The sequence below is a fragment of the Lactiplantibacillus sp. 7.2.4 genome, assembly GCF_018991185.1.
In the GTDB taxonomy this organism is placed as follows: domain Bacteria; phylum Bacillota; class Bacilli; order Lactobacillales; family Lactobacillaceae; genus Lactiplantibacillus; species Lactiplantibacillus pentosus.
Map to the genome: position 1 here is coordinate 1 of NZ_JAGYGS010000041.1, position 26,552 is coordinate 26,552.

The window sequence follows — 26,552 nt, forward strand, 5'->3', positions numbered from 1 at the left end:
GACTCGATTTCAGTTAGTAAGGATAATTATATTAATAGATCTGGAAAACGGCAAATTTTTTCACGACGCAACATTTTTAAATTCAAACTTGTTTGCAGTCTGTTTAATGGCATAATCAGGGACTGCTGATAAATTTCGATACCGGAGTACGGCTAAAATGCAGTATTAGCAATAGTTTCAGCAGATTGTTGACTGGCTCAATGGTAAGCAAGAGTTAACTAGTTCCCGTCTCAAAATGATAACGGTATCAATGGTTTGCTATTAATAAAATAATTGAAAGCAAACTTGTTTGAAAGTGACTGGTCGACATGCTAAGATTACTTTGTAACAGCAGGTATCAACGGGGATACATTCAGTTGTATTGACGACTAACTCACGGAAAGTTCGGGGAAATCAAATTGAAAATAGGAATGACGAAAAAAGTAGTAACCTCATTATTATTGAGTACCGCTTTATTACCAATGCTAAGTGGTAAGGCGGATACGACAGCGACGGCCACCAAGCCATCTTCTGCAACCAAGGAGAGTGGTGCGACCTCCACTGCCAGCAAGCAAGTGACGCTGAGCGCGGGGAGCAAGACGGATACGGCAGCGACGAGTAGTGAGACGCAATCAGCATCCACTGCCAGCCAGGCCACTGAAAGTACGACAACGACTTCAGCAGCATCGAAGTCGGATGCAGCGGCTACCAGTGCGACCAGCCGGGTAACGGTGCGGGCGGCAAGTGCAGCAACCAGTCAGTCCGCTAAAGCTGACAGTACAGACCAGCAAAGCTCGTCATCGGAAGCAGCTAAGCAGGATGAAACTGCGGCCAGTGCAACGGCGGCTTCAACGACAAGTGCGGTCGACAAGTTAGATGAAACGGCTAAAGCAAGTGCGGCAACCAGTCAAGATAGCCAAGCGACAAGCGACCACGCCAATTCGGCAGTGACCAGTTCAGCTGCTAAATCGGCTGCTTCGGCGGATTCTGAAGCCAAGTCAGCAGAAGCGAAGTCGGCAGAGTCTAAGTCCGCAGAAACCAAACCAGCGGCTGAACAGGCGACGCCAAAAGCCACGCCACAAGTTGAGACGGCCAAAGTTGCGGCTGCGATTCAATCACCAGCTGTGGCAGCACGGGCAACGCGGGCACTTACCAGCCAAGAAATCTTCTTAAGTCAGATTAAAGCGGGTGCGGTCTCTGGTTGGAATAAGTATCAAGTCTTACCATCCGTAACCGCCGCCCAAGCCATTCTCGAAAGTGGTTGGGGCCAGTCACAATTGGCCACTGCCGGTAATAATTTATTTGGTATCAAGGGGAGTTATCAAGGACAATCGATTTACTTCCCAACTCAGGAATGGAACGGTTCACAATACATCACGATTCAAGATGCGTTCCGGAAATATCCGAACTGGTCAGCTAGTGTTGAAGACCACGGCGCCTTCTTAGTGGAGAACCCACGTTACAGTAATTTACTGGGTGTCACGGACTATCGCCGCGTTGCGAGCCTCTTACAACAAGATGGTTACGCGACCGCGCCAACTTATGCTAGCTCACTGATCAGCATCATTGAATATAACCAGTTACACCAGTGGGATCAAGAAGTTTTAAATGGTCAGACGAATACTGGTAATAACAATAATACTCAGACGCTACCTGACGAAAATGTGACGGTAACGAGTGGTACACATAAGTTCACCAAGACCACGACGATTCACAATTCACCTGACCAAAATAGTGCGTCAGTTGGCACGTATTATGCCGGTGAAACTGTCAACTATAATGGTAAATTGACGGTCAATAATGCCACTTGGCTACGTTACCAATCCTACTCAGGGGTCTCACGGTATGTCATGATTAGTCAAGCAACCAATAACAATAACAACAACCATGAGAATCAAGCTACGGTCACACCAGCTAGTGGTAGTTATAAGTTCACGGTCAAAACCAATATTCGCTCCGCAGCTAGCAAGTCGGCCACGGTCGTTGGCACTTACAATGCCGGTGAGACGGTTTACTACAACGGTAAGGTAACTACTGGCGGTACGACTTGGCTGCGGTACCTGTCCTACTCTGGGGCCCAACATTACGTGGCCACGAGTGGCGATGAAGTTGCGCCAGTCAACAAGCCTAACGTCGTCGCAACCAGTGGGGCTTATCGTTTCACAAATACGACGGCCATCAAGAATGCGCCGGCCAATAACGCTGCCACGGTGGGGACGTATAACGCTGGCGACACCGTTTACTATAATGGTAAGGTGACGACTAACGGTGAGACTTGGTTACGTTACTTATCTTATTCTGGTGCCCAACACTACGTTCAAATCAGTGGTAATACCGGTGGCAACAGTGTTTCTAAGCCACAAGTGACGCCACAAAGCGGTAGCTACCGGTTCAACCATACGACAGCGATTAAGAACGCCCCAGCAGGTAATGCTGCCAATGTTGGCACTTACAATGCTGGCGAGACGGTGTACTATAACGCCAAGGTGACCGCTGATGGGCAAACTTGGTTACGGTACTTGTCCTATTCTGGTGCCCAACACTACGTTGCGATTAGTGGGGCGTCATCATCGTCATCGAACACGACGAGCACGCCAACTAATACCACCGGTGCATTCCGATTTGTCACGACGACTAACATTCGGACGGCGCCAACAACTCGTGCAGGGATCGTTGGACAATATAATCCAGGTGAAACGGTCTACTATAACGGGACGGTACAAGCAGAAGGCTATACCTGGTTACGGTACCTTAGTCGCTCTGGTGCGACCCACTATGTTGCAATGATCAAGAACTAAGCATTTGAGTTGTAACTGCTTTCAAGTGGTTCTATAATAGCGTTAGTGAAATGGATAGCGACTACGGCCGCTATTAAGTTTCGGCGACCTAGTTGGCTTCGGCTGACTAGGTTGTTTTTGATTTTTAAGATCTGTCGACGGGAACAACATTTATTTGCCAGGTTTGCAATCGCTTACATTCTATGCTATATTGGATTCATCGGAAGAATCACAGGTCAGTATCAAACCGTTACCCAATTGTTGTAACAAACCCGTCAAGTGATAGCTAGTGCAGTATAGCAGCGTTTCCGCTAATTTCGGATAACTGACTGACCCAACCTCCATCTATTGATGGCACGGTTAGCTCCACGGAGAACGGATTGCCGCCAATCAAACGTTCATGGATGTGGATAGTGAATCAGTCATCTTGTGGTGTGAAGAACGCCACGCTAAACTTTTTTGTATGATTCTTCCAAAAAATGGGCTCACATTGTGGGTCCTTTTTTCATCTTGCTGTATGATTAAAGTAACCTAAAGCTGAAGGAGATTTTAAACCATGTACTATGTCGCAATGAAAGATCATGAAATTGGCCGTAACCTGGCTACGGAACAGTATTTAATGAACAATGTAGATTTTGATGAACCATTGGTCTTGTTCTATTATGAGGAACCTTGCATTATCGTTGGGCGTAATCAAAATACGCTTGAAGAAATCAATGCAGATTATGTTCGTGAACATCATATTACCGTCACTCGTCGGTTATCTGGTGGTGGCGCTGTTTATCAGGACTTAGGCAATCTCTGTTTCAGCTTTGTGGTCGACAGTGATAGCCAAGAATTTGGTGACTTTAAGACGTTTACCAAGCCAATTATCGATGCACTGCACGATATGGGTGCAACGACGGCAACGGTCAGTGGTCGTAACGACTTACTCGTTGATGGCAAGAAGTTTTCTGGTAACGCCATGTATTCGCGGAATGGCAAGACCTTCTCACATGGGACGTTGATGCTGAATGTCGACTTAAACGTCGTGCCACAAGCGCTAACGGTTCCAACTGATAAGATTGCATCGAAGGGCATCAAGTCGGTCCGGAGTCGGGTCACGAACTTACGGCCATACCTGGCACCAGAGTATCAAGATATCACGGTGCCAGAATTTCAAGATGCGTTATTGAAGGAATTATTCCACGTTGATTCACTCGACCAAATCGCCGATAAGGAATATCGCGTAACGCCTGAACAACAAAAAGCTATTGATAAAATTTACGAAGACTATTATGCTAATTGGGATTGGGTTTACGGCAAATCGCCTGAATTCTCAGTTAAACGGCGGCAACATTTTGATATGGGAACCATTGATGCCCGCATCAAAGTAGATGACGGCTTGATCAATAATATTAAATTTTACGGTGATTTCTTTGGTAGCGGTAACGTCCAAGATATCGAAGCAGCGCTGAACGGGGTGCGTTATGACCATGAAGCCATTGCGGACGCTTTAGCTGATATCGACTTAAACCAGTATTTCACTGGCATTGAACGGACTGCTATCATCGACTTAATTGCCCAGTAATAGGAGTGATTTGTTGAAACTGACTCGCTTAGTTGCATTTGCGTTTGTGTCCTTTTTTTGTTACGGTATCGTCAATTGGATGATGTCGACCAGCCATTTTCACTTGCAAGCCAAGCATATCTCGGTTGCAGAAATGTGGCAGGGCTTGCTGATTGCGCTCGTGTTGTACTTTTTAGGCGTTCTGGCGGTTTATATTAACCGGATGTTGGGCTTCTACGTGCTCGGACTAGTGGTGCTGATATACAGTCTTGGACTCATCAGTGCGCTGATGTCTGGCTATCAAAGTACGGCTGGAATGGAAATCAAGCTTTTGCTAGAGATTATGGGTGTGATTGGACTCGGAATCAACTTTTACACGTTGGTGCTACTCACACGTTGGCGACGAACAAATTAACGAAATTGACAAAATAAATGAGGGATCGAGTTTTATGCAACGAAACGTACAAACTTTTATCGATGATGTCACGGCCGAAAAGGTGACCCAGGCCAGTTTAACGGGGACCTATGACCAATTAACGGCGCAAGTTCAACCGTGGTTAGCAAAGTTGGTCGCAGCGGTGAAGCAAGACCAGCTGGCCCAAATCACCTTGACGACGACTCATGAGCCCGCGATTAGCTTTCGGCTTGAGACGAGTGTCATTAACCTGCCACTCGCAAACTTAACTGAAATTGGCAAGGTGACGGTCGCAGACGACACGATGCCAATCAACGTCTATATGATTGCCGAATCCGAAGCGCTCCAATCCGGCTTGCGGATCGATGAATTAGGCTCAGTTGATGATGTGCTGTCTGACCAGGCCAACGCCGAAAAGTTGCTGACGGATTGGCTGTCAGCGCAAGTCGACCGTTTGGACCAGATCACGGCGGTTGAAGATTAAACACAATCTTTACCTGTCAGTTACTGAATGTTTACAAACATGTGGTATTGTTAAAATTGATATTGGAGCCAAGCCAAAATCAAAATACCAATGGGAACGGTGGCGTCGATTGCTAGTCAATTGCACCACCGTTTTTGTCACTGATACCTTGCATTTTAGAGATTAAGATGTTATGGTTGTTCTTGCGATGAGTCGATAGAGTCAGATCGTTAGTAATAACGGTTCCGCGCGAGCGGCTAGTGACTAATATTGATAGCGGGGCACGTTTCTCTGACGTATTTCAGAGTGCTTGGGTCACTGACATTGTGGAGTGTCACCCCCGCTGGCTTTGCCAGTGCCGTGAATAGACGCGTGTTGACCATTTTCGGATGGCTGATACGCGTCTTTTTTTGTATTTGTGATTCACAGTTAAATTGATGAGTAATTGCAACGAATTTTCCGGGAATGACGAGACGTTTTTTTCATTGCCCGGTCAGTATCTGGCATTGTTTTGATGCAAAAACGGGTCTATCCCACTTTGAGATAGGCCCGTTAATGATAATTATAAGAAATGAATTCCAATTACACCCACTAACATCAGCAATAGGCCGACTAAGCGGAGGAGTTTGACCCGTTGTGCCTGGGCTTCGAACCAACCGAATTGTTCAATGATGGCACTAAACAGCAATTGGCCAAATAATGCAATCACGACCACCTGACCCGTCCCAATCTGCGGGACTAACCAGGCACTACCGAAAACATAGGCTGCACCTAAGAAGCCACCGATCCACATCCACCAGTAACTTCGACCAGCTTGAAGGGCGATTTGAAGTGGCTTAGTGGGTACCCGTAAGACGGCAATCAGTAACAGTAAGAGTACTGCGCCGACGGTAAACGAAACCATTGCAGCGTGGACGGATGACTGGAGAATCGTGCCTAGATGACCATTGATGGCTGCCTGAGTTGCAATTAGCATCCCAGCACCGATACCAAGTAACCGCCACAGCCAGAGCCATTTGACCGGATATTCAGCGGTCGCATGATTAAAGCGGACGGTGGCGACCAGCATGCCTAAGGTGACTAATACTAATCCGATGACTTTAACAATCGTGAGCGGTTCGCGCGGTGAAGCAAACCAGCCAAATTGGTCGATAAGAATACCCATCACAATTTGGCCAAAAATCGGCAAAACCGCCGTTTGAATGCTACCAAGTCGTGGGAAGAGTAGCAAGTTGACCGTTAGACCAATGACGCCTAAAAGGCCACCAAGCCAGATCCACCACGGGTTGGTCGCAATTGTCGTCAGTGAGACGAACGGTGAGACGCCACTCAGTAACGTGAGTACGATCAAGAATAGCGCACCGACGCTAAAGGAGACCGCAGAAGCTAAGTAGGGAGACCCCACAAATTGACGTAGTTTGGCATTGACCGCGGTCTGCATGGCCAGACCACCGCCCATTAAAATTGGAATTAAAGCGAGTAAGAACATCATTCATCACACTCCTATAACAGTTGATGAATCATAGCTTACTAGCTCAAGTAAACTTGAGGTCAAGTCTAAAGCCTAAATTAATTTTTGGAACCGTTCCCAAGTTTCTGAGCGGTGTGACCTGCTTGAAGTAATTCTTGATACTCACGATAAGTTTGCGGGTCGACTTGTTTGGAACCAGCCCGTAGATGAATCTTCTCTGTACCAGCTTCTTCGGCAGTTCGATAGTACCATTTCTTAAAACGCAAGTAGGCCAGCGAACTTTCGAGTTGGCTGATTTCGTCTTCGAGCGTCTGTTCATGTTTCGCCAAGAATTGATAGCGCTCGTGCAATGAATCGTCGCCGTCTAAGCGCCAGGAGACGAAGTGGGCAATATCCTTGATGGCCACGCCGGCGCGTTTTAAGTCCAAAATCATTTGTAATAGCTGAATATTATCGTCGGTAAACCGGCGCCGGCCAGCCTGGTCGCGTTTGACGAATGGCAGTAATCCCATCTCGTCATAATATCTAATCGTCGCAACTGAAAGTCCCATGCGCTCAGCCACCGCACCAATTCCGTATGTTTTCACCCTCGTGATACCTCCTTAATCGTTATCATTACCATACCATGATGTACGGGAAATTGGGGTCGATTTAGTTTCAAATTATCCCTGAATTACATGATGACAACTTGAAACGCAAGACGCCCCAATCAGCAGAAAATTTGACTGCTGGTCGGGGCGATTTGTGGTTAATCATTAAAAATTAGTTGCGGCACTGCAGGCAACTTGCATAAGGAGTGTCGCGCTTCTGTTCACAGCGTATGGCTTAAAATCAACGCATAGTACTTGAGCCTTAGCGCACGTTGTCGTCTGTATCTGGCTGAACCGCCGTAATTTGGTGACACCGCAGTTGATGCTGGGCATCCCATTTGACCGTCCAAATTTCTTGAAAGCGTTCAATGTAAGCTGAATCCTTGGCCTGTTGGTTGAACGTGGCACTTTTATTGGCATATCGGAAGTAGTCGCGGGCCTGCGCGGTGACTAAGATGTTGATAGCGCGACCCGGACCATTGTCGAGCTGGCGGAGTGAAATCAGGTGCAGTGAGTCAAGCTCGTTGAATTTGCGCTGGATCATAAAACCGATAATGATGCAGCGTTGATATTGATAATATCCTGGTCCCATCAAGCGGTGTAGCGACGTCAAATCATTACGCGTCCAGGCGGCTTCCACCTCATAGAACAGCGTTTCAAAGGCCGCTGCTAGGGTCGGCGGCAGGTCCGTTTGATTGGCGAGTAAGTTCTGGCGTCGCCGTCGTAATAAGCGTTTAATAGCGATAACAGCGACTAGTAAGCCGAAACCGCCACCAGTTGCATTGTGCCGCCAACCAGTTATTATCCTGGGACGGTCAAATTCGCGGCGGTCATCATAATATTCGTCGCTGCTCGACCGATTCCAAGTCGACGTCGAGTCGCTGCCACCACCGCCGTAATTGCCACCTGCACGTGCTTGGACGTGGAGTGGTACCATTAATAAGCATAGGAAAAAACCCCCAAAGCTTAACCATTTTTTCAATATGTTTCACCCCAATTAAGTTCATTCAATTAGCATAGCATGGATTGCGGTTAAGAAAGTTAAGCTGTTGGGGGTGGACGGTGTGGTGGCTGGTATGACTGCCGAATAAATTATCGTGAAGTCAGTCGGGCATCCTGAATTTGTCAGTGGGATTGTTAAGAGGGGCTTGGACATTGTTAGCAGGTTGCTTCTGAAGTATTTAAAAGATGGTTGTATCCCGGCATTGGCAGTGAAAACTTGTCACAGTAGCTGTGAGATGTCTAAAACACGGTCATACCTGTGAGACGCCTTGTTGAACCGTCATGCTGGACGGGCGAGGGAGCGACACCAGTGGACGTTCAATTCAAAAAACGCGTGCCCAACTAGGATTTACCTAGTCAGGCACGCGTTCAAGTATTAAATGTGACGATTAATCTTCTTCTTCTACCGTAGCTGCGGACTCAGTGTTCGCCGTTGCTTGTTGCATCTTTCCAAGCACAGCGCGGGCGATTGGGCCAACGATGAGCAGTTGGAGTGGAAGGGCAACAATCAAGTTAAAGATCCAAGTATGACCATAAGTCGCTAAGACGTGACCGCCAGCCAATTCACCTTCGACTGCGATGCCGAAGAAGGACATGCAAGTCACCATGCCCAGCACCATCAAGACGGAAATCGTAATTCCGATTAAGACGACCTTTTTACGCATGTAATCATTAATGATATATTTGAAAGCTAATCGTTTGGCAATTGGTCCCACGACCAATAAGTCTAACAGGATCGCAACGAATAAACCGAGTGGGTAGCCACTAAGGATTGCCATTACCAAGCCGCTACTAAAGCCTTGAGCGAGGGTAACGTTGTAGGCGGTCATGACAAAGACCATTAAGCCAGCCATGATGGCAGTGAAAACAACTTCTTCTTTTAAATTACGTGGCATTCTATTGACACACTCCTAATTTTAGTATCGGTTGATTACTATAGCATGAAAATGGGCTTCACATAAGTAACAATTTGATGACAAATTATGAACCGGTTACATTTTGTAAGCAGAAAAACGGATTTAGTGACAGATACTTGGTCTCATTAAGTACTAATTAGGACTGTACGGTATAATAGAACTATTAAATGAATGCGTCGTGACCACGCAGCCATCAGTCAAGCCTGGTGAGTGTTAGTGATGGCGTGGGCTCAGTTTTTGGAATTAAAAGATCAAAAGATAATGAAACGAGGGGTAACATGGCAACATTTAAATCAATTTGGGCTGGGTTTAAAGCATCCCCGGAATACCAGCCACTTAAGACACAATATGATCAGATGGATGGTGTCTCTGATATCATCGGATTGAGCTGGGATAATTTAAGTGAAACGGTGGGTAACCAGCTAGATGCAGCTCTTTCTGATTATATCGGCAAGTCCCATGCTGATTGGACAGCAGCATCCATTGGCGCTTATTTGACTCAAGTCAAGCATGATGACGACATCGATGGCACGCAGTTCTTGGTGGAAGGACCGGTCGTCATCGGTGAACCGTACTGTACTTACTTAGCACGAACGAGACAAATTAATGCGAAGCCCGCTGAAATTTCGAAGGTGATGGCAGAGATTAAAAAAGAGAATCCTGAAGCCGGCAGTCTTTCAAATCTTTTATTGGCATTATTTTCGACACCAGTTGAGACTGAAGGATTTATGGATGATGACGACTCCGATGATGATGATTTCGACGATGTTGACTTTTGGGATAACCCCGACCTTGATTCCGATGATGACTTTGTGCCGAGTGTTGATTTGGGCCAGGATGGGTCATCCATGACTGAAGATGACTTTGATGATGATCCTAGTACCCGAGTTAATCGGGATCCAAAGTTGCCAATCTGGCAACCTAGCCGATTATTGAGAGTGAATCTTCAGTATTCGAGATTAATGAAAATCTACCAAGAGCGTCCAGAATGGCAGAACCGTCCCGAGGTGGTCACAGCCGACTTTATGCAAAATGTTGTTGAAACATTATTGGTGATTGGGTATAACCGTTATCGTAAATTGCCGCGAAGTTGGACCAAGCATATGTTGGTTGAGATTCTGACGGGTGATTTTGTTGCGGATCGTCTTTATAGTCAAGAAGAATATGCGGCGATTGGTCCAATGTTAACTGATTTGATTAGTATCGTAGGTTCCGAGCAGATGATGAAACCAAATAAGGTCGCTCAACTCCAACGGTATATTCATGAGGCTGCTGCAAAAATGGTTGAAGCAGCTAAGGATCCCAACAATTATTCGGTAGACAAGAAGATGATCCTGAAAATTCAAGCGGCTGGTGTTGACTTGAATGATGACGACAGTATCAACAATTATGTGACTGACCACAAGAATGACATCAGTAGTGAATATGAGAATGGCTTTCCAATCACGGCGGCAGTATTTGATGATCCAGAGCAACTGGCCAAGTTGATTGACTTTTACAGCCCTGATCAGGAAAGGGATTACCTGAATCCGGATGCGCATATTGAGACTTTCGAGGGTCGGTCTTGGCATCGTAAGGATGCGATTAAGGCCCACCGCTTTGCTGTTGAACTGGGGTTTAGGGCCTATTTAGATCAACAGCAAAAGCATCCTGAAAATACAGCCCGCGTTTCTGATTATGTGGAGTCTTTTGAGTTTTACCTTGGCCGTGCATACGACTGCAACCTTCTACAGCCTGAAGAATTGACTACGGAAGCGCTTGAAGAGACCATGTCGCTTGAATACGGGCCTGGTTCAGTGGTTGATGGTGCTGAACAACAAAGGGTTGTACAACGAATAAAGCTCGATGATATGGATAAATTGATTGTCATGGTGGATATGCTAGAAATGTATGCAACGCTTCCAAAGCAGCGTGCACAAGCTCTGCGACAAGTTGTCAGAGATGAGAAACTGCGCTTGCACAAGAGGCTGGGGATGGATGCGACACCGGCATTCCGAAAAAAGAAGAAGCGTAAGCGGCCCAAAAAGAATCGGCGCAATAAACGTTAGGGGGATAATTAGGGTACTCATTGAGGCAGTGCGTTTGTGAGATCTATTGTGGGATGCAAGCCAATTGTGTGTCTGCTGGTTTCGTTAATCGCACATTTTTGCTGCAAGCGGCGGCATTTTCTGAATTCGAATTTTCTAACTGAACCCCAATTCTTATCGAAACATTAAATTTGCATCTAAAACAGGTAAACGTTGGTAAAGTGAGTCAACATAGCGTATGCTTTAGGTAGTATCAGACAATTAATCTTTGGGGAGTTGATTATCTTGAAAAAAGTGTTAGTTAGTACCGCAGTAATCGCCGCAATTGCAGCGCTTGGGGGTGGCTATTATTTGGAGGCCGACCACCAAACTAGTCAACAACGTGTTAGTGAAACGAAGACGGTCGTGTCAAAGAAGGCTGAAAAGTCGAGCAAGTCTGCGTCCTCGTCAGATGCTAAGACCGAGAAGTCAACCGCAACAAAATCGTCTTCGACAGCTGATGACTCGTCAACAACTGCGACTTCTGATAGTTCCAGTGCATCAACGACTGGGACGGATGCACAATCATCTACGGATTCCACGACGACCAGCAGTCAAGCAGCTAGTTCCGCAACCACGGGGACTAGCAAGCAATCGTCCTCATCAGCGACTAGTAGTACCGTTGCAACGCAACATTTAACGACTAGTCAGATCAACGATTGGGCTTGGCATCAAGTGGCAGCCCAGTATCAAGGGACAACTGCTAACAAGCAGAACTTTGTCTTCAACCAGTATCAACAGGGCGGACTCGTCTACGTTGAAGTTTATGAAAATCAAAACGCCGATGTCGCGCACTTAGCAGGCCGGTTCCGGGTTAATGCCAAGGGTCAACTTGAGCAGCAACAACTTGCCCAAGGGGACGTCTGGCAAGTCGTTTCGACACAACCTTAAGCCGTTCGACTGAAGTAGGCTAACAACGGTCAAGGAGATTCCTTCAGAAAATGATTCTGGAGGAGTCTTTTTGTATGGACTTTTTTCATGGCCAGATGGCAGACGCGGGTATGGCTCGACCAGCGTTCTACTCACACTATGGCTACTACCAACTCAGCACCACGTGTAACCGCCTTCTTGCCCTCACATTCAAAATACGGCATACTAGAGGGAGGTTATAAAGGTTGGTGGATAAGTTGGCAAAAGAGAAACATGAGATTTATGATGAAAAGGATAAGCGGCTTGGACGCCTGATTCTTAAAATTATGGGGATTGTTGCCGTGGTGAGTGGTCTGATTGGGCCGTTTGTTTATGTGTGGAATGCTGACTGGGGCCGCGAGCTTGGAACATTAGCCGTGATTTGTGGTGGCTTGGTGCTCTGCTTGGGACCAAAGGGGCGAACAGCCGGAGGACAGTGGCTCGCGTTGCTGAAGACGTTGGGGCTAGCCGCTTTGATTTTGATTTATTTTGTGATTGTTTCAAAATTATTCGGATAAGTCGCTTTGGCGAACGTTTTTTTGCTCAGAAGTTAGTTTAGAAAATGTAAATCATGTCAGGAACTGCCGATGCTGGTGGTTCCTTTTTTGATAGCGTGGCACTCAAAGTTAACGATTTTCGGAACGATTTAGCTCGGTTGCTAACTTAATGATGATAATTCTCAGCAGCAGCTGCAGCTCGAATTGGGTTAAACCCGCTGGAAGTTACCCAAATACGATCGGTGCGCCAAAATTTTGAGCACGCCGACCAGTCGCTCCAGCCACATGACGTCAAGTTTTTGGGCGATTCCGCACGCGTTTCATAGGCCGGCTGGCGCAAAATTAGCCTTGCACTCACCTCATCATGAGAGTAAGATGAAAATATCATTAAATGACATGTTGATGAGAAGAGTAGTTAGTCTGCGTTTTTAACAGGGAGCCGTAGTGAGTGCAAAGCGGCAAGGTGGCGGCCTAATGAAGATGAACTCGGAATGCCCAGTAGCGGTCACAAGGCTGTGCTGGCGGGACTAGCCGTTATCCTAGTGAGTTGAAATCAACTTGATGAGTGTTGTGGGGCGACCCGCAATTGAACTTGGGTGGTAACACGCGACCGGCGTCCCTGATAGATGGCGGTTTTTTGTGTTTTCATTTTTAGGATGAGATTACGATTAATGGCATAAAATTTAATAAGGTGGATTGAGAACATGACAAAGCAGACAGACGAGTTACATATTGAAACCCGGTTAGCGCAAGCGGGTAATCGGAGTGATGATGAGAAGACCGGGGCGATTTCAGCACCGATTTATTTATCAACGGCGTATCGGCATGCCGGCCTCGGCCAATCGACGGGCTTTGATTATCCGCGTGAAGCACAACCCACGCGATGTATTTTGGAACAAGTGTTAGCTGAAATGGAACACGGGGTGGCCGCTTATGCGCTCACTTCAGGTATGGCCGCGATTCAGTTGGTCTTCACGTTATTCCATAGTGGGGACAAAATTATCGTTTCAGACGATTTATACGGGGGCTCGTATCGATTCTTTGACTTACTGCATGACCACTATCATTTGGATTTTGCGGTCTGGGACGGACAAGACCAGGCGGCACTGGCAACTTTAGCGGATGAACACACCGTTGCGTTATGGCTCGAAACGCCGTCCAATCCAACGATGAAAGTCATTGATATTCAGGCAACCGCTGCGACTGTCCATGACCACGGGTTAAAATTGATTGTGGATAACACGTTCTATACGCCGCTGATTCAAAAGCCGTTAGACCTGGGTGCTGACATCGTCGTGCATTCAGCGACCAAGTATCTGGCTGGCCACAATGACGTGCTGGCTGGCGCGGTCGTGGTCAAAGACCAGGCGGATGCCAAGGCCTTAGAATTCAATCTGGTGACGACCGGTGCCGTGTTAGATCCGTTTGACGCGTGGTTGCTATTGCGAAGCCTGAAGACGTTGCCGCTTCGTTTACACCAACAAGAAGCTAATGCCCAATCGCTCGTCAAAGCGTTGACGGCGGATGCACACGTGTCGCGGGTCTTATACCCCGGTCGCGGCGGTATGATCAGTTTTTACCTGGCTGACGGGACCGACGTCGACACCTTCCTATGCGCGTTAAACGTGATTTCCTTTGCCGAAAGCCTGGGTGGGGTCGAGAGCTTGCTGACCGTTCCCGCCGTCCAGACACACGCCGATTTGACGCCTGAACAGCGCGCTGAAAAGGGCATCACGCCGAACTTATTACGTTTGTCAGTCGGTATCGAAAACGTGGCCGATTTAGCAGCTGATTTACAACAAGCGTTGCAACGTGCGAGCGAATAGCGCAAAGTCCTTTACTTACTTTTAGTATGTGTTAAACTATAGGTATCATCAAGAATATTGGAGGCATTTTTTATGGCAACTGCAACTTTAAGCGACGAAGAAATTCGCGACCGAATCAAGACGGGTAAGCATATGTTATTCTTTACGGCGGACTGGTGCCCGGATTGCGCGTTTATTAAACCAGTAATGCCCCAAATCGAAGCCAAGTACGACCAATACGATTGGATTACGGTTGACCGTGACGCGAACATTGAAATCGCTCAAGACATGGGTGTAATGGGTATTCCTAGTTTCGTTGGTATTGAAGATGGTCAAGAAATTGGCCGCTATGTCGACAAGTTCCGTAAGACGCAAAAACAAGTTGAAGATTTCTTAGATACACTTGAAAAGTAATTTATTTATTACACTGGTCAGTAGTGGCTAGTCGACTTAATTGCCAACTCAGATGTGTCCGTGATGGTTAAGCTTTAACCACGATGGGCGCGTTTGGGTTGGTTTTCGTTTGGGCTTCTGCTACACTATTAACTATTAATTTTGGAAACGGTGATAAAAATGACAACGAATTTATTTGAAGACGTGGTAGTCCGTACGACCAAATTGGGCGATTTGCCCGTCTTACACGTGTTTGCAGCGAGTCAAGCACAGACGAAGTTACCAACGATTATCGATTATCATGGTTGGACGAACCAAACGGCAACAGAACTATCCGCGGCCTATCAACTAGTTCGCGCTGGTTTTCGGGTCATTTTACCAACTGCTTATTTGCATGGTAGCCGCAATGATGGCACTGACTTAGACCGCCATCCGGAACACTTCTGGTCGATCGTCGGCCATTCGGTGGCTGAATTTCCACAATTAGTGGATAGTTTAGTTGCGGCTGGAATCACTGATGCGGACAAGATCGGCGTGATGGGGACTTCCATGGGTGGTATTACCGCTGCAGGTGTGATGGCCACGCAGCCGCAAGTTGTTGCCGGCGTGTCACTGATTGGGTCACCTGAACCGGTCTCATTCGCCAAGGACCAAGTTGCGCAGCTACCAGCAGCCTTACAAGCCAAACTACCAGATGCATTGATTACTAAAACGTATCAGCAGTTGGCCAAGTTTGACTTATCAGAACATCCAGAAGCGCTGGCTGGACGTCCAATGTTCTTCTTTAACGGAACGGCCGACCAGATGGTGCCATATCAATATGTGCGTGATTTCAAGCACCGTTTCAAAGATACCCCAGCTCTGAGTGCAACGGTCTTCAAACGTGCTGAGGGTGGCGTTCATCACGTGCCACATAAGATTCAGGAAGCTGCGGTCGACTTTTTAGCGGCTAGTATTTTGAAATAAGGCAACGACGATTGTTAGTGATTGTTAACAGTGCGTCGGCTACTAACTAAATGCTTTGAAACTAATCCATAAAACGAAACGTCCTAGCTGTTCAGATTTACAAACAGCTAGGGCGTTTTTCGTTTGGCATCGTGCTGAAGTCGCCGGATCCCAAAATACAGAAGTAACAGCAGTCCCACCGGTTCCGACAGCAGCATCAAGACCCCGCGCTCCAATATAAAAATGGCGAGATTCATTTCATCATCCCAACGGGCAGCCCGTTCGTTCAAATGAGAGTGATACTTTAAACTGGCCTGCACCGAGATTGACTGCATTTTGAAGGGGTTGCGACGTAGCATCGGGATGGCTGACAGGAGCAGTGGATAACTGATCAGATACGAGCTAATTAGCCAGCACACCGGTAGATTAAGGACCAATTGCCACTCACCAGTGGGCTTGGCCGTGATGGCGTAATACGCGACAATGAGTACCGGTAGCGCTGACAATTCGGCGGTCAATATATTAATTAATTGATGAGTTCTCATTATTTCGCCTCGAAACCGAACCATAATTACGCGCTGAACGAACTGGTTGAAATCAAAATAATCCGCATTATAGCACTGCTTTGACGGGGGAGCTGACGTGACGATTTGGTTAGTTAAGCCAATATTTTTAAAATAATGATTGTTTACAATTGAATTTTGAACAATTTAGATGTATGCTAATAATCGTAAATGAAAACGTATACAACGAATTTAAAAAAGAAGGCATTTACTATGGCAAAGATGATTGAAGCATCCGTCGCAATGTTGAAGGTGTTAGAAGCTTGGGATATTAAGCAGATTTACGGCTATGCCGGTGGGTCGTTTAATGCAACCATGCACGCGTTGGACGTCGAGAAAAATCGGCTCCAATACGTACAAGTGCGTCACGAACAAGTTGGTGCACTAGCTGCCGCGGCTGATGCGAAGTTAACCGGGAAGATTGGTGTCGCATTTGGTTCTGCAGGCCCTGGTGCCGTTAACTTGCTGAACGGACTGTACGATGCGAAGGAAGACCACGTTCCCGTACTTGCCTTAGTGGGTCAAGTTGCCCATACCAATATGAACTATGATTATTTCCAAGAATTTGCAGAAGAACCAATTTTCAGTGACGTCGCCGTCTTCAATCGGACTGTAATGACGCCTGAAAGTCTACCATACGTTGTCGATAAGGCAATCCGGACCGCTTACCGGGAAAATGGCGTTGCCGTCGTCACGATTCCAAATGACTTTGGGTATGTTGAAATTCCGGATGAAAACTATGATTCAGCGAGTGTTCCTGCCAAGTTACGGGGCGTTCCTGAAATCGAGGATGACCAAGTCAAGACCGTCTTAGACATGATCAAAGCTGCCAAGTACCCCGTCTTCCACGTTGGTCAAGGGACTCGTGGCGCGACCGAAGATATGATGGCTTTAGCTGAACGGTTACAAGTGCCAATCATCATCACTGGTTTAGCCAAAGGGGTCATTCCAGATAGTTTCGATGGGCAACATGGGCAGTGCTTACCGGGCTGCTTCCAAGGCTGCGGATGAACTCATGGGGATTACGGACTTAGTTGTCTCAGTCGGTGCGGACTATTCATTCGCCCAAATTATGTACACGACCCATGATTTCAAGTATGTTCAAATTGAATTAGATCCTGGTAAATTTGGTCGTCATCACCATTTAGACTTCGGTGTCAATGGCGATGCCAAGGTGTTCATCAAACGGGCCTTAGCCTTGAGTGAACAGGCTGCACCATCACCATACTATCAAGCTGCCAAGGCCGACATGGCTGATTGGAAGCAGTACTTGAAGAAGTTAAGTGAACGGACGACTGATCCACTGGAATATGAACAAGTTTATCAAGAAATCAACCGGGTCGCAGAAGACGATGCCGTCTTCTCAATGGATGTCGGTGACAACACCATCAACAGTTTCCGGTTCTTAAAGATGAACCCTAAGCAAAAACTATTGACCTCTGCATTATTTGCGACGATGGGTGCCGGCGTTCCCGGGGCAATTGCTGCCAAGATGAGCTATCCTGACCGTCAAGCCTTCAATATTGCCGGTGATGGGGCCTTCTCAATGGTCATGCAAGACTTGTTGACCGAAGTAAAGTACCACTTGCCAATCTTCAATATTGTCACGTCTAACCAAACGTTGAACTTTATTAAGTCTGAACAAGAGGACGTGCCGCAACCATACTATGGGATCGATTTGCTCGATGCCGACTTTGCAAAAATCGCTGAAGGGATGGGCGTCAAAGGGATTCGTGTCGACCACTTTGCCCAATTACATGATGCCTTTGAAACGGCCATGGCCGAATTAAAAGCGGGTCGTCCAGTCTTGATTGATGCTAAGATTACTGACAAACGGGGCTTACCAGTTGAAATTCTGGATGTCGATCCAGCCAAGACATCCGATGCTTCGGTCAGCGCATTTAAAGAAAAGTACGATGCTAATGAATTGAAACCATTATCCAGTTACTTCAAAGAATTCAAGGTACAATAAACCTCACGATTAATCGTTGAGATTGGAATCACGAATTGGCAGTTCTTCCATTGTGGAAGAGCTGCCAATTTTTTTGAGGGTCAGAGATCAATCTAGTGGGCGGTGAACATCGTGGGAGTAGGTCGTCGGTTTCTAATTAAGTTGATGGTACTGTTGTTCATGACAGACATAGCATTTTGATTTCTGAAACTAGCTAAGGTTGAGATGTGCGCAAAAGCTCAGGACGCACATTGTTTGTCCTGGTGAAAAGGTAATGTGATAGTAAGTCAGCAACAAAGCAATTGATTAAATGGTCATCAGGAACAGGAGGAGTTGAAGATGTTCAAGCAAAAGGGCTCGGTTCGTAAAAGTTCCAACAGAGAAGACCGTATAAGTAATGACGGACCAGATGTTTATGTTTAAGTCTGGCTGAAAACTAGTGCACACGATCAATTAGTTACTTTATAAGTAGTCCTGTGATTAATTATCGAATTGAAAATTTAGTATATACAAATTGTTGCGCCAAGCTGGGCGGAAAGTCATTGCAGCTGTCATTAGATTTTACACACTATTCTTTTATTGTTGTTGACCTTGATTTTCTTTGCTGTTTACACTAATGATACAAAATCATGTAGGTGTTTTTTACAAAAAGTTTTTAAACTAAATGTGAGGAGATGAGTCGCATTAATAAAATATTTAGATTGACGGTGCACGAGCTGTTTACCAGCTGGCGGGTATCTTCTGTCCTTGGATTGCTGTGTATGCTCGTTTTTCAGTTGTATTTTTTGTTGTCATCTGATTTGAGTAATATTGCACTGATTAGTTTTATTTCTGGAGTCTTAAGTTCAATTTGTATATTTGAAATTATTGAAAAAAAGATTAGTAACTATGTTTGGGGAATTTTACAAGCATTTGTGTATTGTCTGTTAACAATTCACTATCATTTATATGGGATTGTCCTCGTATGTATCATTACATTAGTTATACAAGTTTTTGGGATCAGAGTATGGATTTCAAGGGTTAGTCTGTCCGAAAAAGTGAACACAACCAACGATGCATCACAGAAATTGTCAGTGAAGTACTGGCTGTTGATTCTGAGCATTAATGTTGTTCTAATTGTAATGGTTACACTTGTAATGAGATACTTTCATGCCCAGTACCCTTTATTAAACGGTGCAATAATTATTCTGACGCTAACTGCACAAGCGTTAATGGCGAAATTTTATTCGGCCCAATGGTTGTTTTGGATTTTGATCGATGTCTTACAAATTGTTCTGTGGCTAATTCTTGCAAACCCATTTCAATTTATTTATCGCGTTTTTACTTTATGGATTGCAATATATGGCTTTTTTCGCTGGAATCAGGACTGAAAGGGAGCATATCATGAAAAAATTTGTTTTACAGGTGCGACCGAGAACTTTTTTAAAGTAGGTCACGAAGCAATTGAATACCTAGCGCGCAATTTTCCAGATGTGGAACTCCGACTAGCATTGCCAAATACCAGTGCCATTCAAAGCGTAGCTAAAAATGACAAAGTTAAATTATTTCAATGGAATATTAATGATGCGAAGACACTGATTCCAGCATATCGAGGATGTGATGCGATTCTGATGGTGCCACCAATTCAGAATCGGTTAAAAGTGGGTTGCGAATACCTGCGTGCGGCAATTTCCGCAGATGTTCAGTATATCTGTTGCCTGGGTGTGCAACCCATCAATCCAAATTTGATTTTAGAGAGAGAGTCTAGACAGCTGGAAAGCCAACTTTTAGCTTCGGGTGTCAAGTATTCAATGTTGGAATTGCCCATATTCTTGGAGAACTTATTGTATCAAGCAAATCTTGTTTATAATCACAATTACTTTGCCTATCCTTGTCGCTCAGACGCAGCATTTTCCTACTTGACATGTCATGATTTAGGGGAGGTGGTAGCTGAGAATTTAATGTCCGAACACGTATTAACTAAAGCAGTTTGGACTAGCGCTAGTATGACAACATTCGATGAGATATGTTCCAGCGTCAGTTATCTATTAGGTCATGAAATAAATTTTCGGCAAGTTAGCACAGCACAATTTATTAATAGTTTAAAGTTGGATGGCTTCACGGAATATTACGCGACTGGCATTACACAGTTGTGGCGTGCAGTAGATGCAGGTTTTGATATTCGGCCGAATAAAGACTTTACGTATATCTTGGAGACCAACAATGACCGTTGAATATTGGCTGGAACAACATATCAGTGCATTTAAACAACAACCATCAGTATTTCCAATGTCTCCTCATTATACGATGGGGCTTTAGTCAATGATGGGGATGGTTTGTTAGCGCACACTAATGTCAGTTTTATTTTGTGTTGTCGTTAAATCTGATGTAGCTTATTTGTAAAGAGTTAGTCGAGGTGGAATATGGTACCAACAAAGGGGGAGTACACGATGATTCACCGACGGTTAATTGCCGGACCGACGTTTATTTTAGGCCTGGTTTGGTTGATTGGTTACGGCCTACAACGGGCCCACAGCGGAATTGGTGGTGCTTGGAGTGCCTACGCGTTTACAGGGCTGATTCTGTACACGATTCTGGCAACGTTCATCACCAGCTTGGCGGATGCGTACCAGGGAAACCACGCGCGGACGAAGGCTGAAAAACACTTTTACGGCTATATGTGTACGTTATCCGTGATTTTAACGATCACAGCGATATACTGGATGGCGCATAATTAGGGGGGAGACCACCATGCAAGATGAAAGTGATTGGTTGATGCGGCAGTTGCGCGCATTTGCGACGGGGCTGGGATACACTTTGAGTCGTCGTAAGGGTGGTGAGACCCAAGTCGTCTTTCCAGAGTTACAAGATAAACCGTTACCGCACCAAGTCGAACTGACACAATTAATCGACAAGCACGCCTATGCGCAAGCCGCAGACCGGTTGCTAGCGTTACAATACGCCATGACGGCCTCAGAATTCTTGAAGTTAGGCATCTGGTTCTACGCGACACTCAACCGATTTGATGACCAGAACCTCGCCAGCGGGGGAATATCGCGGGCGTCACTGGTAGCGGGATTAGCACAGTTGAAGCAGTTAGATTTATAATCCAGAATACTAACAACTGATGGGAGCGGAAGCGACGCTGCTTTTGTCAACACACAATATGAAATAAGCTGCAAAAAACGAGCTTTCAGAAAAAATTCCGAAAGCTCGTTTTGATTAATTTAGCGCATTAGTAATGAGGGCGTTAGCGGACGACGTAGACCTGATCGTGAATCAGATCAAATGGCCGAAAATGGGCGTTTAACTTAGTCACCGCATCGTCAGTTTGATAGGTCGCTTCGTCCCAGAATTGTTTGGAACCAGTTGCACCGTACTTTTCACCAATGACAATCAGTGGAATATCGTGCTCATCTTGGCGCATTGCCTGTAAGAGGTCCCAATCGATGGTCAATTTGTCGGGTGACCAGGCCATGATAACGTACTTGATGGACCCTGCGTATTGCTTAAAGGCACTGACAGCATCCAGTGCTTCAATCGATGTGACCGGGTGACGTCCCGTTTGATTACCAGTCTCGTGCGTCCAATCCTTAGAATCGGTCGTGTAGATTGGCTGACTGGGATGCAGCCGCTTGAGCCCCTTTGAAATGTAGCCGTTGCCGGCCATGACTTCTAACACTGGGTTATTGCCGGTGAAATCAGCTAAGTCTTTGAGAAATGGGGCGCTGATGTAGGCCCACATCCCGTATTGCATTTCCAAATAATCCCGGAAATCGCGCAACAATTTGTCGACCTTTGGCAGGGCCGCTGACAATTGGTTCCACGCGGCATCACCAGCCGGGTCGCCCATTGGGTACTGTTGATTAATGCGTGCAAACAGCTGATCCTGAAAGTCATCTGGCACTTCTAAGACCGGTAGTTGTTGCGGTGCCAATCCAGCGGCCAATAGCCGGTCTGCTTCTAGCACGTTATTGATCAGCACGAGGATTTGCGGGTCGTCTTTAAACAACGTGCGGTAACGCGTCATTTGCTGAATATAGGGGGTCACGGATTGTTGTTTCGCCCGTTTTTTGAGTTGTTTTAATTTCTTGGGATTCATAATAACTCCTAGTCATCGAAATGTAGATCTAATTCTTCCTGACCGACCACATCCGTCGTGGCCCGGTGTTGACGGCCATGTAAGTAGCCGTCCATCAGTTGAAATAGTTCATAACGGTCTTCACTGGACAGTTGTTCCTGGTTGAACGTCAGTGGTTTGCCAGATAAAAAAATCCGTCCGAGGTCGTATTCTTCTTGGTCCGATTTTCCTGATAAATAGTCAGTGGTGACGTTAAAAAACTCGGCTAATTTACGAACTTCTAGGTAGGAAGGGGTCCGTAAATTACGTTCCCAGTTGCCGATTTGAGCTGCGGTATTTTTGCGGGTCGTCTGTTCAGCGGCGGGCATCTGATTGAGCGCGGTCGCGAGTTGGGCCAGGGTCATTTTTTGCCCTTGTCGAAGGGCGCGTAAACGTTCTGGAAACATATGCTCACTTCCATTCTGTTAGATTAGCGGTGCGGATAGGGCCATAAATTCATCAATATCCCGTTTGATTAGGGCGACGCCAGCTTGCCAGAACGCGGGCTTAGTCAAGTCCACATTGAGGTGCTTGGCAGCTAAGTCCTCGGTCGACATGTTGGCCGTATCCCGTAGTAGAGCGATGTAGCGGTCTTCAAAGTCCGGTTGGGTCTTCGCCTGTGCGTAAATTCCAAGGCTGAAGAGGTAGCCAAAGGTATAAGGAAAATTATAAAACGGTACGTCGTCGATGTAGAAATGTAACTTGCTGGCCCAAAACATTGGATGATAAGTACTCAAAGCGTTGCCGTACGCTTCTTGTTGTGCGTTCAGCATCAACTGTGAGAGTTCGTCTGGCGTGACGATGCCGTGTTGCCGGGCTTCATAGAAGCGGGTCTCGAACAAGTATCGAGCGCGAATATCCAAGAACATCGCAAGCGGGTTTTGCATTTTAGCATCGAGCAAGGTCAACTTGGCTTTGGTGTCATCCGCGGCTTTAACGCTCGCGTCGGCAACGATTAGTTCTGCAAAAGTTGAGGCCGTCTCTGCGACGTTCATCGCATAATCCTGACGCCAGAGTGGTAAATCCTGAATCACGCTACCATGAAAGGCGTGTCCAAGTTCGTGCGCGAGCGTTGCCGTGTCGTTGGGCGAGCCAGTGAACGTCATGAAGATGCGGGATTCGTGCGTTTCAGGCAAGTTTTCCATGTAGCCGCCGGGACGCTTGTTCGGCCGATTCTCGGCTTCGACCCACCGATTTTCTAGGGCGTGTTTAGCGAGCGCTCCCATTTTGGGACTGAACTGCTGAAAATTCTTAATCACGAAGTCGGCAGCCTGGTCATAAGTCTGACTTGGTACTTCCCCTAAGGCGAGTGGGGCTTCGATATCTTGCCAGTCCAATTGTGACTTGCCTAAGAGTTGTGCTTTACGTTGCAAGTAGCTGAGTAACAGGTGCTTGCTGTCGGCGACGACTTGGTACATCGTATCCAGCGTCGCACGGCTCATGCGGTTTAATTCGAGTGGCTTTTTCAAAAAGTCATCGGTACCGTGTGCGCGATAATTTGCCAGACGAAAGCCTGCTAAGTGGTTCAGGGTGTCGGCAAACGGGGCCGCGTACGCTTGCCAAGCCGCTTCCCAATTACGCATCAATTGCGCGCGCTGTTCGTTTGGCATGGCAGCGGCTAACATATTTTGGGCCTGCCCGGCTGAAAGTTGCGTCGTCTGACCAGTTTCATCCGTATAAGGTACCTTGATCGCACTGACCAGCGTGTCGTAGTGGTCGCTCCAACCTTGAAAACCATCTAGGGCCAAGCTGTTGATCAAGGCTTCTGTATCGTCATCTAAAAGTGCTAACCCTTGTTGGCGCATTTCAGTGAGATTGAAAGCCAGTGGTGCTAGGGCCGGCTGTTTGATGAGTGCTTTAAAGGTGTTGGCATCCAACTTCACGAGTTGTTTTTTGAAGCGTGTCAAGAGATTATCCAGCTGATTGTCGAGTTGGTAGAGTTGATTCAGTCGGGGCGCTGCCTTGGTATCGTCAGCGTGTGCAGACTGGTAGGCGACAACGAAGACCGTGGCTTGGTCAATGCCGGCTTGAATCGCTTGCAAGTTGTTGACGAGTTGGGTGAACCAATCCGCATCCGGCGTATCGGCTGCGGCCCGCCAATGAACGAGAACGTCGGTAGTCGTGGTTAATTGTTGTTTGATCGTAGTCATCTTTTCAGCTAATGCGGGTGAATCGATGCCACCGGCAAAAATGCTGTCTAGATCCCACGTTTCTGAATAGTGCATAGAATATTGGCCTCCTCAATCTGGTCTAGTTATCTTTAATTATAACGGTTATTATGGAAGTAGTGGCAAAATTTTCCCGCTTTGGGCGGATTTTTGACGATGGCTAGGCATCTCGTTTTTTAAGCCTGTGTTGAATTGTCGATTGTTTTGGCCGTTATTTATGGAATTTGGTGCTGTACGACGCAGATTTGGGCCGTCTTGAAGTGCCAAGATACGAGGAGTGGTTAGGTGTGAAAAAGTGGTGGATAACGCTAGCTGTGCTGGTGGTGTTAGTTGCTGGTGGCTTAATTGGTGCGGGGAGTTATTTTTATCACGTTGCGATTGCCAGGGGCGACAAATCGTTCGTGACTCAGAGTACGAAATTATCGAAAAAGAGTCAGATCTATCATGAAAAATATTGGTATTTACATACGGCGAAACAAACGTGGACAATTGAATCGCATGATCATTTGCGATTAGTCGCGTGGTACATTCCCGCCAACAAATCGACCAAAACGGTGGTGCTGGCACACGGATTTGCCGGTAATAAATCATTGATGGGTGCTTGGGCAGGGATGTATCATGAGCTCGGCTATAATGTCCTAGTTCCCGATTCACGTGCGAGCGGTGCCAGTCAGGGGCAAGCGGTCGGCTATGGTTGGCTCGAGCGGCGAGATGATTTGCAATGGGCCCGAACCGTGGTCAAACGGACGGCAACCAAGCAAATCGTGATGAGTGGGATTAGTATGGGTGCAGCTGGAATGACCATGGCGAGTGGTGAGCGACAGATTCCACAAATCAAAGCGTACGTGGTCGATAGTCCGTTCACTAGTGCGAATGCCATTATCAGCTATCAAGCGGGCCAATTGTATCACTTGCCGGCATTTCCATTGGTCAACGTGACGAGTCTGATTACCAAATTACGCGCGGGTTATAGTTTCAAAGAAGCGGACGCGGTCGCACAAATTCGTAAGAACCGGTTGCCGATTATGATTATCAGTGGCACGAAGGATGATTTTGTGCCGACCCGCATGGGCAAACAACTGTATCGCAATGCGCATCAGCCCAAGCGACTCTGGCTTGTCAAAGGCGCTGGACACACGACTGCGATTACTCAGAATTATCAACGGTATAAGCGTCATATCGCTAGTTTCTTAGCACAATATGTCGATTGAAATATAATAACCTTTCGATTTAGCCGCATCGCAGGCCTGAATCGAAAGGTTATTATTGTCATTATGATGGATACGCAGACACGAGGATTGCACAATGAGCGCGTGACAATTGCTCTTAAACTGGTTGTTAATAACATGACTAAACTTTTTTATTTGGTCGATGATGAATCATGTGAGACAAGCCAACTATGATGAGTGCCGGTAATGCAATGATAATTAGTATTCCGCAATAGAAAATATCAGCAATCAAACTGATGTCAGCATCACGCTGTTGATTAGCAGCGTCGATTGCCAGTCGGCTTTTAACTGGATTAGTCGCGTCATGGTAGGTATCGGCTAAGTTTGAGGGCTGTTGACGTTCTATTGCAGCAGACTTGGAACGAAGCGACTTGGTTTTGAGATGCGGTTGGCCGATTTGGGGTCGGATGATAATCAGTAATGGGTAAGCAATCAGAAATGAAGTCGTCCAATACAGATTAAGCCATGTCCAATGGAGCTGCAGTGTGCCATCTGGGTCAGCAGTGATCAAATAGTACACGGCAATAAAAAAGAGTCCGCCACGTAAATAGGCCGCTAAGATATTTTTAACAATAACCATATTAGTCCACCTTTCAAATCGACAGTGGTGGTGTTCATGTAATACCATTTCAATCCGGATTGAAGTATTAGCAAGTTATGGTTCAATTTTAGGTTAAAATATAATTAAATTCAAGCCGCTAAATTTAATTATAATATAATAAAAAGCAATCAGCCCGCAAAATCTTGCTGGCTGATTGCTTTTA

24 protein-coding genes and 1 pseudogene are annotated in these 26,552 nt (G+C 46.3%); 16 read left to right on the forward strand and 9 right to left on the reverse strand.

Features of this window, described 5'->3' with window-relative positions:
* The first annotated feature begins 398 nt into the window (after window positions 1-398).
* The 4 genes from KGF70_RS11755 (at window position 399) to KGF70_RS11770 (ending at window position 5,204) form a co-directional block, all read left to right on the forward strand.
* Window positions 399-2,777, forward strand: coding sequence for an SH3 domain-containing protein (locus KGF70_RS11755; protein ID WP_216768834.1), 2,379 nt, complete (start codon window positions 399-401; stop codon window positions 2,775-2,777).
* Window positions 2,778-3,312: 535 nt separating this feature from the next.
* On the forward strand, window positions 3,313-4,326 hold the full coding sequence (locus tag KGF70_RS11760; RefSeq protein ID WP_216768836.1) for a lipoate--protein ligase: 1,014 nt from the start codon (window positions 3,313-3,315) through the stop codon (window positions 4,324-4,326).
* A 13-nt stretch (window positions 4,327-4,339) separates the two neighbouring features.
* Window positions 4,340-4,720 carry a hypothetical protein gene (locus KGF70_RS11765; RefSeq protein ID WP_003639375.1) on the forward strand — a complete coding sequence of 127 codons (381 nt, stop codon included), beginning with the start codon at window positions 4,340-4,342 and terminating at the stop codon, window positions 4,718-4,720.
* A 34-nt stretch (window positions 4,721-4,754) separates the two neighbouring features.
* The gene (locus KGF70_RS11770; protein WP_120769079.1) at window positions 4,755-5,204 is read left to right on the forward strand and encodes a hypothetical protein; all 450 of its coding nucleotides are present in this window, start codon (window positions 4,755-4,757) and stop codon (window positions 5,202-5,204) included.
* Between the two features lie 541 nt (window positions 5,205-5,745).
* Here KGF70_RS11770 and KGF70_RS11775 read toward each other — a convergent pair.
* The 4 genes from KGF70_RS11775 to KGF70_RS11790 all read right to left on the reverse strand — a co-directional run bounded on the left by KGF70_RS11775 (window position 5,746) and on the right by KGF70_RS11790 (window position 9,142).
* Window positions 5,746-6,672, reverse strand: coding sequence for a DMT family transporter (locus KGF70_RS11775; protein WP_216768857.1), 927 nt, complete (start codon window positions 6,670-6,672; stop codon window positions 5,746-5,748).
* Window positions 6,673-6,752: 80 nt separating this feature from the next.
* Window positions 6,753-7,241: a MerR family transcriptional regulator gene (locus KGF70_RS11780; protein WP_216768838.1), complete on the reverse strand. Its 489-nt coding sequence runs from the start codon at window positions 7,239-7,241 to the stop codon at window positions 6,753-6,755.
* A gap of 265 nt (window positions 7,242-7,506) precedes the next feature.
* Window positions 7,507-8,226 carry a hypothetical protein gene (locus tag KGF70_RS11785; protein ID WP_216768839.1) on the reverse strand — a complete coding sequence of 240 codons (720 nt, stop codon included), beginning with the start codon at window positions 8,224-8,226 and terminating at the stop codon, window positions 7,507-7,509.
* Between the two features lie 409 nt (window positions 8,227-8,635).
* Window positions 8,636-9,142 (reverse strand): DUF2798 domain-containing protein, encoded by a 507-nt coding sequence (locus KGF70_RS11790; RefSeq protein ID WP_050339600.1) that lies wholly within the window; start codon window positions 9,140-9,142, stop codon window positions 8,636-8,638.
* Between the two features lie 299 nt (window positions 9,143-9,441).
* On the opposite strand from KGF70_RS11790, the gene KGF70_RS11795 reads away from it, so the two are divergent.
* From KGF70_RS11795 to KGF70_RS11820, 6 genes are all read left to right on the forward strand, one after another.
* The gene (locus tag KGF70_RS11795) at window positions 9,442-11,211 is read left to right on the forward strand and encodes a hypothetical protein (RefSeq protein ID WP_216768841.1); all 1,770 of its coding nucleotides are present in this window, start codon (window positions 9,442-9,444) and stop codon (window positions 11,209-11,211) included.
* Window positions 11,212-11,484: 273 nt separating this feature from the next.
* A complete protein-coding gene (locus tag KGF70_RS11800; protein WP_225366850.1) occupies window positions 11,485-12,120 on the forward strand; it encodes a hypothetical protein in 636 nt (211 codons plus the stop codon).
* Window positions 12,121-12,347: 227 nt separating this feature from the next.
* On the forward strand, window positions 12,348-12,656 hold the full coding sequence (locus tag KGF70_RS11805) for a hypothetical protein (RefSeq protein WP_225366846.1): 309 nt from the start codon (window positions 12,348-12,350) through the stop codon (window positions 12,654-12,656).
* A 683-nt stretch (window positions 12,657-13,339) separates the two neighbouring features.
* A complete protein-coding gene (locus KGF70_RS11810) occupies window positions 13,340-14,461 on the forward strand; it encodes a PLP-dependent transferase (RefSeq protein ID WP_216768843.1) in 1,122 nt (373 codons plus the stop codon).
* Between the two features lie 72 nt (window positions 14,462-14,533).
* Window positions 14,534-14,854: a thioredoxin family protein gene (locus KGF70_RS11815; protein ID WP_003639365.1), complete on the forward strand. Its 321-nt coding sequence runs from the start codon at window positions 14,534-14,536 to the stop codon at window positions 14,852-14,854.
* Window positions 14,855-15,013: 159 nt separating this feature from the next.
* Entirely contained in the window at window positions 15,014-15,799 is a 786-nt protein-coding gene (locus KGF70_RS11820; protein ID WP_088770947.1) for an alpha/beta fold hydrolase, read from the forward strand.
* Window positions 15,800-15,906: 107 nt separating this feature from the next.
* On the opposite strand, the gene KGF70_RS11825 is transcribed toward KGF70_RS11820, so the two are convergent.
* Window positions 15,907-16,323 (reverse strand): hypothetical protein, encoded by a 417-nt coding sequence (locus KGF70_RS11825; protein ID WP_050339594.1) that lies wholly within the window; start codon window positions 16,321-16,323, stop codon window positions 15,907-15,909.
* A 231-nt stretch (window positions 16,324-16,554) separates the two neighbouring features.
* Here KGF70_RS11825 and spxB point away from each other — a divergent pair.
* From spxB to KGF70_RS11850, 5 genes and pseudogenes are all read left to right on the forward strand, one after another.
* Window positions 16,555-18,313 (forward strand): annotated as a pseudogene (gene spxB, locus KGF70_RS11830) (pyruvate oxidase).
* Window positions 18,314-19,053: 740 nt separating this feature from the next.
* Window positions 19,054-19,662: a nicotinamide riboside transporter PnuC gene (pnuC, locus tag KGF70_RS17790; RefSeq protein ID WP_367115002.1), complete on the forward strand. Its 609-nt coding sequence runs from the start codon at window positions 19,054-19,056 to the stop codon at window positions 19,660-19,662.
* Between the two features lie 120 nt (window positions 19,663-19,782).
* Complete coding sequence (locus KGF70_RS11840; protein ID WP_216768846.1) at window positions 19,783-20,505, forward strand: hypothetical protein; 723 nt, start codon at window positions 19,783-19,785, stop codon at window positions 20,503-20,505.
* A 216-nt stretch (window positions 20,506-20,721) separates the two neighbouring features.
* Window positions 20,722-21,009: a LasU family protein gene (locus KGF70_RS11845; RefSeq protein ID WP_050339589.1), complete on the forward strand. Its 288-nt coding sequence runs from the start codon at window positions 20,722-20,724 to the stop codon at window positions 21,007-21,009.
* Window positions 21,010-21,022: 13 nt separating this feature from the next.
* On the forward strand, window positions 21,023-21,379 hold the full coding sequence (locus tag KGF70_RS11850; protein ID WP_088770949.1) for a DUF6483 family protein: 357 nt from the start codon (window positions 21,023-21,025) through the stop codon (window positions 21,377-21,379).
* Between the two features lie 142 nt (window positions 21,380-21,521).
* Here the strand turns inward: KGF70_RS11850 and KGF70_RS11855 are convergent, their stop codons facing one another.
* From KGF70_RS11855 to KGF70_RS11865, 3 genes are read right to left on the reverse strand one after another with little or no spacing between them, the layout of a single operon-like run.
* Window positions 21,522-22,373 (reverse strand): SAM-dependent methyltransferase, encoded by an 852-nt coding sequence (locus KGF70_RS11855; protein ID WP_120769070.1) that lies wholly within the window; start codon window positions 22,371-22,373, stop codon window positions 21,522-21,524.
* An 8-nt stretch (window positions 22,374-22,381) separates the two neighbouring features.
* Window positions 22,382-22,798, reverse strand: coding sequence for a helix-turn-helix domain-containing protein (locus tag KGF70_RS11860; protein ID WP_216786449.1), 417 nt, complete (start codon window positions 22,796-22,798; stop codon window positions 22,382-22,384).
* 18 nt (window positions 22,799-22,816) lie between these two features.
* Window positions 22,817-24,616, reverse strand: a complete 1,800-nt coding sequence (locus KGF70_RS11865; RefSeq protein ID WP_216768848.1) for a M3 family oligoendopeptidase — start codon at window positions 24,614-24,616, stop codon at window positions 22,817-22,819.
* 230 nt (window positions 24,617-24,846) lie between these two features.
* Between KGF70_RS11865 and KGF70_RS11870 the strand changes: the two genes are divergently transcribed.
* A complete protein-coding gene (locus tag KGF70_RS11870; RefSeq protein WP_216768853.1) occupies window positions 24,847-25,770 on the forward strand; it encodes an alpha/beta hydrolase in 924 nt (307 codons plus the stop codon).
* Window positions 25,771-25,909: 139 nt separating this feature from the next.
* Here the strand turns inward: KGF70_RS11870 and KGF70_RS11875 are convergent, their stop codons facing one another.
* The gene (locus tag KGF70_RS11875; protein ID WP_216768855.1) at window positions 25,910-26,368 is read right to left on the reverse strand and encodes a hypothetical protein; all 459 of its coding nucleotides are present in this window, start codon (window positions 26,366-26,368) and stop codon (window positions 25,910-25,912) included.
* Between the last annotated feature and the right edge of the window lie 184 nt (window positions 26,369-26,552).

What these genes read in the sequence shown, in the direction of transcription:
- KGF70_RS11760 (WP_216768836.1), top strand. Translation starts at nt 3,313, where the DNA reads ATGTACTATGTCGCAATGAAAGATCATGAAATTGGCCGTAACCTGGCT.
- KGF70_RS11770 (WP_120769079.1), top strand. Translation starts at nt 4,755, where the DNA reads ATGCAACGAAACGTACAAACTTTTATCGATGATGTCACGGCCGAAAAG.
- KGF70_RS11775 (WP_216768857.1), bottom strand. Translation starts at nt 6,672, where the DNA reads ATGTTCTTACTCGCTTTAATTCCAATTTTAATGGGCGGTGGTCTGGCC.
- KGF70_RS11790 (WP_050339600.1), bottom strand. Translation starts at nt 9,142, where the DNA reads ATGCCACGTAATTTAAAAGAAGAAGTTGTTTTCACTGCCATCATGGCT.
- KGF70_RS11795 (WP_216768841.1), top strand. Translation starts at nt 9,442, where the DNA reads ATGGCAACATTTAAATCAATTTGGGCTGGGTTTAAAGCATCCCCGGAA.
- KGF70_RS11810 (WP_216768843.1), top strand. Translation starts at nt 13,340, where the DNA reads ATGACAAAGCAGACAGACGAGTTACATATTGAAACCCGGTTAGCGCAA.
- KGF70_RS11815 (WP_003639365.1), top strand. Translation starts at nt 14,534, where the DNA reads ATGGCAACTGCAACTTTAAGCGACGAAGAAATTCGCGACCGAATCAAG.
- KGF70_RS11820 (WP_088770947.1), top strand. Translation starts at nt 15,014, where the DNA reads ATGACAACGAATTTATTTGAAGACGTGGTAGTCCGTACGACCAAATTG.
- KGF70_RS11825 (WP_050339594.1), bottom strand. Translation starts at nt 16,323, where the DNA reads ATGAGAACTCATCAATTAATTAATATATTGACCGCCGAATTGTCAGCG.
- pnuC (WP_367115002.1), top strand. Translation starts at nt 19,054, where the DNA reads ATGCTCGTTTTTCAGTTGTATTTTTTGTTGTCATCTGATTTGAGTAAT.
- KGF70_RS11845 (WP_050339589.1), top strand. Translation starts at nt 20,722, where the DNA reads ATGATTCACCGACGGTTAATTGCCGGACCGACGTTTATTTTAGGCCTG.
- KGF70_RS11850 (WP_088770949.1), top strand. Translation starts at nt 21,023, where the DNA reads ATGCAAGATGAAAGTGATTGGTTGATGCGGCAGTTGCGCGCATTTGCG.
- KGF70_RS11855 (WP_120769070.1), bottom strand. Translation starts at nt 22,373, where the DNA reads ATGAATCCCAAGAAATTAAAACAACTCAAAAAACGGGCGAAACAACAA.
- KGF70_RS11860 (WP_216786449.1), bottom strand. Translation starts at nt 22,798, where the DNA reads ATGTTTCCAGAACGTTTACGCGCCCTTCGACAAGGGCAAAAAATGACC.
- KGF70_RS11865 (WP_216768848.1), bottom strand. Translation starts at nt 24,616, where the DNA reads ATGCACTATTCAGAAACGTGGGATCTAGACAGCATTTTTGCCGGTGGC.
- KGF70_RS11875 (WP_216768855.1), bottom strand. Translation starts at nt 26,368, where the DNA reads ATGGTTATTGTTAAAAATATCTTAGCGGCCTATTTACGTGGCGGACTC.